General features: G+C 26.5%; 7 protein-coding genes. 4 read left to right on the top strand and 3 right to left on the bottom strand.

The window, feature by feature from the left end:
• Positions 1 to 435 precede the first annotated feature (435 nt).
• A complete protein-coding gene (locus CHF27_RS12905) occupies positions 436 to 1,224 on the top strand; it encodes a class I SAM-dependent methyltransferase (protein ID WP_158534773.1) in 789 nt (262 codons plus the stop codon).
• 65 nt (positions 1,225 to 1,289) lie between these two features.
• Here the strand turns inward: CHF27_RS12905 and CHF27_RS12900 are convergent, their stop codons facing one another.
• Together CHF27_RS12900 and CHF27_RS12895 are read right to left on the bottom strand one after the other, a co-directional pair.
• Positions 1,290 to 2,015, bottom strand: coding sequence for a hypothetical protein (locus CHF27_RS12900; protein ID WP_095405338.1), 726 nt, complete (start codon positions 2,013 to 2,015; stop codon positions 1,290 to 1,292).
• Positions 2,016 to 2,121: 106 nt separating this feature from the next.
• The gene (locus tag CHF27_RS12895) at positions 2,122 to 3,093 is read right to left on the bottom strand and encodes a DMT family transporter (RefSeq protein WP_095405337.1); all 972 of its coding nucleotides are present in this window, start codon (positions 3,091 to 3,093) and stop codon (positions 2,122 to 2,124) included.
• 222 nt (positions 3,094 to 3,315) lie between these two features.
• Here CHF27_RS12895 and CHF27_RS12890 point away from each other — a divergent pair, with 222 nt between their 5' ends.
• Together CHF27_RS12890 and CHF27_RS12885 are read left to right on the top strand one after the other, a co-directional pair.
• A complete protein-coding gene (locus CHF27_RS12890) occupies positions 3,316 to 7,530 on the top strand; it encodes an acyl-CoA dehydratase activase-related protein (protein WP_115976287.1) in 4,215 nt (1,404 codons plus the stop codon).
• 127 nt (positions 7,531 to 7,657) lie between these two features.
• Entirely contained in the window at positions 7,658 to 8,527 is an 870-nt protein-coding gene (locus tag CHF27_RS12885) for a methionyl aminopeptidase (RefSeq protein WP_115976284.1), read from the top strand.
• 167 nt (positions 8,528 to 8,694) lie between these two features.
• Here the strand turns inward: CHF27_RS12885 and CHF27_RS12880 are convergent, their stop codons facing one another.
• Positions 8,695 to 9,285 (bottom strand): DUF2284 domain-containing protein, encoded by a 591-nt coding sequence (locus CHF27_RS12880; protein WP_095405558.1) that lies wholly within the window; start codon positions 9,283 to 9,285, stop codon positions 8,695 to 8,697.
• 259 nt (positions 9,286 to 9,544) lie between these two features.
• Here CHF27_RS12880 and CHF27_RS12875 point away from each other — a divergent pair, with 259 nt between their 5' ends.
• Positions 9,545 to 9,940 carry a Clp protease N-terminal domain-containing protein gene (locus tag CHF27_RS12875; RefSeq protein WP_330409804.1) on the top strand — a complete coding sequence of 132 codons (396 nt, stop codon included), beginning with the start codon at positions 9,545 to 9,547 and terminating at the stop codon, positions 9,938 to 9,940.
• Positions 9,941 to 10,205 lie beyond the last annotated feature (265 nt).

The following is a 10,205-nucleotide window of genomic DNA, read 5'->3' as shown; positions in this document are numbered from 1 at the left end:
TTAGGGTTTACTGGTTTTAAAGTCGTGTCCTATGCAGATTTCTCTACATACGCAGTATAGTTTATATTTTTACAATCTTTTTATAAGATTTTATAAACTATTTATTTCTGTTTTATTTTTCATAAATTTAATCTCCTTAGTTTAAATTAATAATTCAATTATATATTATACCAAAAAGTTAATGAATATATTTGATTTAATGTGAAATGAATATATTTTGTGTAAAAAAATTGTAATAATTGACAATAAAAAATTGAAATGATAAACTATATAATATAATTTAAATAATTGTAAATATAGGAACATTTTACTAAATTATCCTAAACCATGAAGGTTAAAATATCCACATTATAAGGAAATTTTTCTTTTATGGTTTTTTGTATGCATCAATATGTTTACATTATAGTGAGATTATTTTTATTAGGAGGAAATATTATGAGTGAGCTTAAAATGAATCAGGATTTTTTAAGCACAATACGAGATTATTGGGATGATAGTTCAGAAAGATATTCAAAGATTAATAATAATGAGTTAAATTATAAATATAATATTTGGAATCAAATAATTTTAAAATATGCTCAAAGTAAAAAAAAATTGCGCATATTAGATATAGGAACAGGACCAGGTATACTAGCTATAATTATGGCTAAATCTGGGCATAATGTAACTGCTATAGATATAAGTGAGGGAATGATTGAAAAGGCACGAATCAATGCTAAAATGTATGGAGTGGATATAAATTTTAAATTAATGGATGCTCATAACTTGATTTTTGAAGATGGATATTTTGATTTGTTAATATCTAGAAATGTAATTTGGAATTTACAGTATCCAGAAATTGCATTTAAAGAATTTAGGAGAGTATTGAATAATAAAGGTCGTATAATATATTTTGATTCAAACTGGTATTTACATTTATTCAATCAACAGCAAAAAGAAAAGCTTAAAAATGCAAGAGAAGAATTATTAAAAAGATATGGAGAAATTACATTAAAAGAGGAACATGAATATAAACTTGAAGAAATTGCATGTAATTTACCTTTATCTAAAGAACACCGACCTAAATGGGATGAAGAAATTTTAAATAAATATGAATTTTGTCCTATGTATGTAGATGAGGATATTTATAATATAGTATGGGATGAACATGAAAAAGTTAAATATAGATATGCACCATTATTTATGATAGTTGCCAAAGTTAAATATAACAATTGTATTTATTAAAAAGAATAAGTTTGTCTCAAAGCTTTAAAATTAAAAATAATCTTGAGACAAACTTAACAGTTGATTTATTCTCTATAATTATAAGAGTTTATTAAGTTATCTAATTTGAATTTTGGATAAATAGGTTTAGATTGCCATACTAAACTTTTTAATTTATGCTGATCATATTCTTCTGTACCGTCTATAAAATACTTATTTATAGAAAGTTCAAACATGTCTTCTTTATTCCCAAAATTCATATATTTTAAATATTCATCCTTTAAGCAAGGATTATCAAGTGTTAAATTATAAAATTTACTTTCTACCATTTTTAGATCATTCATTAAGCTTTTAGTATTTAAATCAAGCTCACGATTTACATAATGATAATCTCTAGAGCTATTAGTTAATTCTGACATAACTTTATATTGTATATTTTTAATTTTTCTATTCAAAACGATTGATAAAAAGAACAAATCGCCTAATTCTTTCTTGGATTCATGTTCGCCCTTTATTAAAAGTCTAACTGATGGTAAATCAGATGGCGAAAAAATAGTAAGCTGAGTTCCTTTATTAAATACTAAATTTAAAGGATATTTTAAATCCTTAGCAGATATAGATTTTGTCAAAATAGAATTTTCAATTACAAAAAATTCATCGGGTTGATATATAGCAAAATTTTTTCCGTAATTATAATATAAAGTTTTTGTAGGAACTTTATCACCAAAATTAAACTCTTTTAAGTTTTTGTTAGTTCTTATGACTTCTTTATTCTCATTTATTATTGGATAGTAAAAACATTCAAATATCATAGCTTATCCCCCTAGTATTATCGTATTATATTTTGTAACTAATATTTTATACTCATTATTAATTATAAGTCTAAAAATTTTTTTTTATGTGGACTATTACAAAATTTTAGATTTTAGGAACCATATCATTTATATTTTGACTAGCTTCTTTATGATAATTTAACATAGGAGGAAGTATAGATACTATTGAGCCTATTATAATAAATAAAATTCCAAAAATCATATTAGAAGATATTGATTCCTTAATAAATATAAAAGCAAGAATAGGTGATATCACTGGTTTGAAAAAAAATACTAGAGAAGCTGTATTTGCAGATGTTTCTTCCATACTCTTAAAGTATAATGTGTAACCTATTCCTGTGACAAATATAAATATATATATTACATTTGGAAGATTACTTAAACTATAGTTTGTAAATATGGGAATATTAGAGAAAGCTTCAAGGCCAATAGCATTTAAAAAATTTGATATGATATCTATTTTTGTTAAAATAGAAATAATTAACATTTCAATACTTCCAAATAAAAAACTAAAACAAGTTACAACAAGACCTCCGAATTTTAAGCTTTTCTTTTTACCTAATACAGAATATACTGAAAATATCATAGCCGAGCTTATTGTTAATATTATTCCAGTCAAGTTCATTTTATTATGCAAAGGATTTATAATAATAATAATTCCTATCGTTTCTAAAATTAATGAGTAAACATTATAACTATATATTTTTTCATTTAAAATAAAATATGCAAAGAACATAACGAATATAGGATTACAACTAAAAAGTACACCAACTGTAGATGCTTGTGTATTAGATACAGCTAATTGATAAAGACTCATGCTTATTACTACACATATTAAACCTAGAAAAGAAAAGTATTTTAAATCAGAAAAAGAAAGATATAAATCTTTGGATCTTAAATTTTTTATTGAAAATGGAAATAAAATTATGCTTCCTACAAAAAATCTATCTAATGTTAACTGCATAGGATTAAAATCATTTGAAACTGATTTTAAAACTACTTCCATTGAACTAAATAACAACGTTGTTAAAGCAATATAAATATAGCCTTTCTTCATTTTGAACACCTCCATAATTTATGGTAGTACTACAAAATATAATATTCAACTAAATACTAGAAAAAATAAATTAAGTTTATACAATTAACAGCGTATTTTATATATACAAAATACATCAAAATTTGATATACTTATTCATTGTAATAAATTTTAAAAAAAATATAAAACTACAAAAAAAATATAAAATAAATAGTAATATATAGTGCAGTTCAGGAGGAAGTTATGACGGAATTATTACGTGTTGGAATTGATATAGGTTCCACAACTATAAAAATGGTTGTTGTAAATAAACAGGGTAATATTGTATATAAAACATATAGACGACATTTAGCAGATATAAAAAAAGCATTTGCTAAATGCTTAAAAGATGCTAAAGAATATATAGAAGATTACAAATTATCATTTTCTATAGCAGGGTCTGGTGGTATGAGCTTGGCAAATGATTTAGGTATAGACTTTATACAGGAGGTAATAGCGAGTACTAAAGCTATACAAGTAAATAATTCAGAAACTGATGTAGTTATAGAACTAGGTGGGGAAGATGCTAAGATAACATATCTTGAAGGCGGTATTGAGCAAAGGATGAATGGAACTTGCGCTGGAGGTACTGGTGCATTTATTGATCAAATGGCTGCGTTACTAAATACAGATGCTAGTGGTTTAAATGAATTAGCTAAAAAATACTCTCATATTTATCCAATTGCAGCAAGATGTGGAGTATTCGCTAAAACTGATGTTCAACCATTAATAAATGAAGGAGCTAAAAGGGAAGACATAGCAATCTCAATTTTTCATGCTGTAGTTGTTCAAACAATAAGTGTATTAGCGTGTGGGAGACCAATAAGAGGAAAGGTAGCTTTTTTAGGAGGGCCTCTAACATTTTTATCTGAATTAAGAAAAAGATTTATTGAAGTATTAGGACTTAGTGAAGAGTATGTTATATTTCCAAAAGACTCAGAGTTATATATAGCATTAGGAGCAGCTCTTTCATGTGAAGAAAATAAAGTTTTTGACTTTAACACAATAATAAACAAATTAGATAATATTAATGAAAATTCAAATGAAAAAACAAACAGCTTAGAGCCATTATTTAAAAATGAGGAAGTTTATACTAGCTTTAAACAAAGACATAGCAAAAATGTAGTTAGTAATTTTGATATAAAAGATGCTCAAGGAAATTGTTATTTAGGAATAGATGCAGGTTCAACTACTACGAAAGCTGTTTTAATAAATCAAAATGGAAATATAGTATATTCTTATTATGCAGGAAATAAAGGAAATCCTATAAATTCAGCTATATCAATACTAAAAGATATTTATATGAATCTTCCTAAAAAAGCAAAGATTATTAGTTCAGGTGTTACTGGATATGGAGAAGCGCTTTTAAAAGAAGCTTTTGGAATTGATATTGGAGAAATTGAGACAGTTGCTCATTACAAAGCTGCTAAGTTTTTCTGTAATGATGTAGATTTTATATTAGACATTGGTGGACAAGATATGAAATGCTTAAGAATTAAAGATGGCTCTATTCAAAGTATAACTTTAAATGAAGCTTGTTCCGCAGGATGTGGTTCTTTCTTAGAGGCATTTTCTAAATCACTAGGTCTTGATATAAAGGATTTTGCTAAAAAAGCATTGTTTGCTAAAGCTCCAGTTGATTTAGGTTCAAAATGTACTGTTTTTATGAATTCAAAAGTAAAACAGGCTCAAAAAGAAGGTTTTACAGTTGATGATATATCAGCTGGTCTTGCTTATTCTGTAGTTAAAAATACTTTATATAAAGTTATAAAACTTAGAAGTCCTAAAGATTTAGGGAATAATATCGTTGTACAAGGTGGAACTTTCTATAATGATGCAGTACTTAGAAGTTTTGAATTATTATCTAATAGAACTGTTATAAGACCTAATATTTCAGGACTTATGGGTGCATTTGGTGCTGCGTTATTGGCAAAAGAACGATATGTACCAGAAAGTAAGACTACACTAGCATCTTTATATGACATTGATAATATAAACATTAAATCAAATACTGTAAGATGTGGTAAATGTTCAAATAACTGTTTATTAACAATAAACAGATTTGGAGTAAATAAAAAGTTTATTTCTGGTAATAGATGCGATGAACCTTTAGGAAATTCTAATAAACATGTTGAACTGCCAAATCTATATCAATATAAATATGAAAAGTTGTTTTCATATAAACCATTAGACATAGAAGCTTCTAAAAGAGGTGTTATAGGTATACCAAGAGTATTAAATATGTATGAAAATTATCCATTTTGGTTCACATTATTTACAGAACTTGGATTTAGAGTTGAATTATCAGGAAAATCATCTAAAAAAATGTATGAAAAAGGATTAGATTCCATAGCTTCAGAAACAGCATGTTATCCTGCAAAAATGGTTCATGGTCATATTGAGGATTTAATTCAAAAAGGCGTAAAAGATATATTTTATCCATGTATAGTATACGAAGTTAAGGAAATAGAAAGTGCTGATAATTGTTTTAATTGCCCAGTTGTAACCTCTTATGCTGAAGTTATAAAAAACAATATGGAAACTATAAATGATAAGAATATAAATTTTATGAATCCATTTTTACCAATAAGAGATAAAAAAAAGCTTAAGAAAAGGCTGTTTGAAGAGTTAAAGATATTTAATGTTACTAAATCAGAAATTAATAATAGTGTAGATAAAGCTTATAAAGAACAAAATTTATTCAAAGAAGAAATTAGACAAAAAGGTGAAGAAACTCTTAAATATATCGAGGATAATAATATAAAAGGAATTTTATTAGGTGGTAGACCTTATCATATAGATCCAGAGATAAATCATGGAATACCAAAATTAATAAATAGTTTAGGTATGGCTGTATTTACAGAGGATTCATTAGCACACTTAGGAAAAGTTGTAATGCCTCTTAATGTAGTTGATCAATGGGCATATCATTCTAGGTTATATGCATCTTCAACTTACATTTTAGATAGAGATGATATAGAATTAGTTCAATTAACATCATTTGGATGTGGATTAGATTCTATAACAGTAGATCAAGTACAAGAAATTTTAGATATTCGTTCAAAAATATATACTAATATAAAAATAGATGAAGGTAGCAATTTAGGTGCAGCTAGAATTAGATTAAGATCATTAAAAGCTGCAATAGAAGAAAGAGAAAGTAATAACTTAAAAATGGAAGTAAAAGAATATAATGAACCTAAGCCATTTTTAAATCCCGGAAAAAACGGAACTATAATTGTACCTGAATTCTCACCAGTTCACTTTGAAGTTATGCATGCTATGCTTAATCAAAATGGATATAATGTAGTACTTTTAAAAAATAATGAAAATGTGGTTGATGAAGGATTAAAGTATTTAAACAATGATATTTGTTATCCTGCTGTAGTTGTTATAGGTCAAGTTATAGATGCTTTAAAATCTGGAAAATATGATTTAGAAAATACGAGTATATTACTTGCTCAAACTGAAGGACAATGTAGATTCACAAATTATGTTAAACTTTTAGAAAAAGGATTAAAAGATGCAGGTATAAAAACAGTACCAGTTTTATCATTTAGTCTAGCAGGTATAAAAAAGGAAAATGCACTAGAAGGATTAAATTTAGAAATTCTTAAAAATGCTGTTATTGGTATGATTTATGGTGATTTACTGACAAAAGTTTTATATAGAGTACGTCCTTATGAAAAAGTTAAAGGAAGTGCAAATAGACTTTATGAAAAGTGGCTTAAGATATGCCAAGATTCATTTAAAGCTATGAATAAAGATGTATATAAAAAGATTATATATCATATGATAGCTGATTTTGAGCAATTACCTAGAGTAGAAAAAGAAAAACCAAAAGTAGGTATAGTAGGAGAATCTTTAGTTAAGCTTAGTCCAATAGCTAATAATAATATTGTTGAAATGTTAGAGAAAGAAGGAGTAGAAGTTGTTTCAAATGACTTACTATCGATGTTATTAGCACCAGCATACAACAATATATTTAATTATAAAAAATTGGAAGGAACATTTTTAAGCAGTGTTAAAGGTAAAGCTACTATTAAGTTTATAGAAAGATATCAAAAGATATATATAAATGCTTTAGAAAATAGTAAATTATTTTATACTTCAGAAAGAATCGAAGAAATGGCAAACAACGCAAGTAAAATAGTATCAATAGGCAATCAATCTGGAGAAGGTTGGAAATTAGCAGGAGAAGTAATTGAACTTGCAAAGTGGGAAGTTAAAAATATAATTTGTATGCAACCATTTGGTTGTTTACCAGCGCATGCAAATACAAGAGGAGTTATAAAATCCTTAAAAAAATACTGTAATGGCTTAAATATAGTACCTATAGAATATGATCCTGGTTCAAGTGAAGTTAATCAAATAAATAGAATAAAATTAATGCTTGCGAGTGCTTTTAATAAAATATAAGTTTTAATAAGGCTGGATAATAAAAATCCAGCCTTATTTTATTGTTTTTTATAACATTAAAAGGTGGTTTTAATAAGATTAAAAGAGTATAATTATATAGTTAACATAAATTTAAGGAGATGATTTTATGGTTTTAAATAGAAATGACAAGTGTTGGTGCAAAAGTGACCTTAAATATAAAAATTGTCATATGGAATTTGATGAAAAACTAAAAAAATTAAAAAAGGAAGGAAATATAATTCCTTCTCATAATATTATAAAGACAAAAGAGCAAATAGAAGGTATAAAAGAAAGTGCAAAAATAAACAATGCAGTATTAGACTTAGTATCAGAAAATATAAAGATTGGAATGACAACTGACGATATAGATAAATTAGTTCATGATTTTACAATATCTCAAGGAGCAACACCTGCACCTTTAGGTTATGGCGGTTTTCCAAAGAGTTTATGCACATCTATAAATTCTCAAATATGCCATGGTATACCAAGTAAAGATGTAGTTTTAAAAGATGGAGATATAATAAATATTGATGTCTCAACTATATATAATGGATATTATTCAGATGCATCTAGAATGTTTATGTTAGGAAATGTAACTGAAAATGCTAAGAAATTAGTTGAAGTTACTAAAGAATGTTTATACAAAGGTATAGAAGCAGTAAAACCTTGGGGACATTTAGGTGATATTGGCGCAGCTATAGCAGAACATGCTCATAAAAATGGATACTCTGTAGTTAGGGATTTCGGAGGACATGGAATAGGGTTACAATTTCATGAAGATCCATTCGTTTTCCACATAGGTTCAAAAAATAAAGGAATGATTTTAGTTCCTGGAATGGTATTTACTATAGAACCAATGATTAATGAAGGAACTTATGAATTATACATAGACGCAGAAAATGAGTGGACATCTTATACAGACGATGGAAAATTATCAGCACAATGGGAACACATGATATTAGTTACTGAAGATGGTGTAGAAATCTTATCTAAATAATTAATAATTTAAAATAATCAACCTATTGCTTGAGATGAGTATAAGTTCTCCTTTATGCAGGGAAAAACCACACCTGAAAATGTCGGTGGAATTTATATCTCACCTCTTCGCTAGGTTACTTCATAAAATTATTATACTGTGGGGCAGCCTTTTTAATTTTCATAAATTTAGTTAAATAAATTATTTATAATTGACTTAAAGTATTCTTCATTTTGAAAATCATTAAAAAGTACAGAACCTATAACAGTACAATATTTATCTTTTGAATTACTATCCCAAGAAATAGAGTGATTAAACATTTCTTTACTCATTAAATCTAGATTTATTCCCATAGCTTCCATACTATATCTCATTAAATTAGGAAAATAGCAAGGTTCATTATTAATATAAGCACAATTCTTACAACGAGAACAGCTACCTCCAAAGGATGTAAGTACACCATCTAATTTATCTTCAACTTTTACAAGCATTGGAGTAAGTATGTTTTTTAAATTTGTATGAACTTGAGATAAATCATTATCATCTTTTAAAGTAGAATATCCTATAAAAATAATAGAATACTTATATCCTTTTGCAAAGTCATCAAACTTAGGACTATTTGGAGGACATGCCCAACTTGTTTTATAATTAGGACAACCTGTTTTACAAAGGTTAGTAAAGTATTCAAAATCTAAGTATTTTTTCAGAAATGTATTTTCACATATTTTTGCCTTCAAATTTATTTTAATATTATCTTTATTAAAGCTTAAATTTATCATAAAAATTCTCCTTTTAAATAAGTTTCTTATAAAACCAATATAGATTTAATTATATATAGATTTATTAATTTAAATATATCATAATATATATTGACAAAGCAATTTTAGAGGTGTATATTGTACTTAAATAATTATTAGCACTCGAATACAAAGAGTGCTAATAAGGAAAATTAAACTTAAAACTTATATATTTTAAAATATTAAAACAAATAATAAATATATAAATTACTTATAAATTTAGATGATGGAGGGATATTTTATGGACATAGAAAGAATGACTGTTAGAGTTCAAAAAAGTTTAAATGAAGCTTATAACGAGGCTGTTCGTCATCACAATCAGCAACTGGATGTAATTCATCTTTTTAGTGCATTAGTTAATCAAGAGGATGGATTAATTCCTAATATAATAGAGAAGATGAGTGTATCTATTGAAGCATTAAGAAATACTGTAAATATTGAATTAGATAAATTGCCTCAAATTCATGGTCAAGGAATAAATTCTCAAGGTGTAACAGCTAATAGAAGAGTAAATGAAGTACTTATGAAAGCTGAAGATATATCTAAAGATTTTAAAGATGCATATATTAGCGTAGAACATGTTATGTTATCTATTATGGAGATGGAATCTAGAAATACAGTAATAAATAGTTTATAAAATCTTACAAGAAGATTGTAAAAATATAAACTATAAGCTGCGTATGTAGAGAAATCTGCATAGGACACGACTTTAAAACCAGTAAACCCTAAAGCTCTACTACCACAATAAGAGATAGAATCAGAAACTCTTATGAAGGTGAGAAATCATAACAAGTGTAGAGATGGCATATGGTTAAATCCTAAGTGCTTTTGCAATGGAGATTTGGTAGCCAAGCCTAGAAATAGGAAGGTCAAACGACTATTCCGAGAGGAAGTAAAACCCT

The organism is Romboutsia maritimum, from assembly GCF_002251085.2.
In the GTDB taxonomy this organism is placed as follows: Bacteria; Bacillota; Clostridia; order Peptostreptococcales; family Peptostreptococcaceae; genus Romboutsia_B; species Romboutsia_B maritimum.
Note: the sequence above shows the minus strand (reverse complement) of the source record. Positions and strands in the feature narration are given on the sequence as shown.

Coding starts and splice junctions, on each gene's coding strand:
- CHF27_RS12905 (WP_158534773.1), top strand. CDS start 436: ATGAGTGAGCTTAAAATGAATCAGGATTTTTTAAGCACAATACGAGAT.
- CHF27_RS12895 (WP_095405337.1), bottom strand. CDS start 3,093: ATGAAGAAAGGCTATATTTATATTGCTTTAACAACGTTGTTATTTAGT.
- CHF27_RS12890 (WP_115976287.1), top strand. CDS start 3,316: ATGACGGAATTATTACGTGTTGGAATTGATATAGGTTCCACAACTATA.
- CHF27_RS12880 (WP_095405558.1), bottom strand. CDS start 9,285: ATGATAAATTTAAGCTTTAATAAAGATAATATTAAAATAAATTTGAAG.
- CHF27_RS12875 (WP_330409804.1), top strand. CDS start 9,545: ATGGACATAGAAAGAATGACTGTTAGAGTTCAAAAAAGTTTAAATGAA.
- CHF27_RS12885 (WP_115976284.1), top strand. CDS start 7,658: ATGGTTTTAAATAGAAATGACAAGTGTTGGTGCAAAAGTGACCTTAAA.
- CHF27_RS12900 (WP_095405338.1), bottom strand. CDS start 2,015: ATGATATTTGAATGTTTTTACTATCCAATAATAAATGAGAATAAAGAA.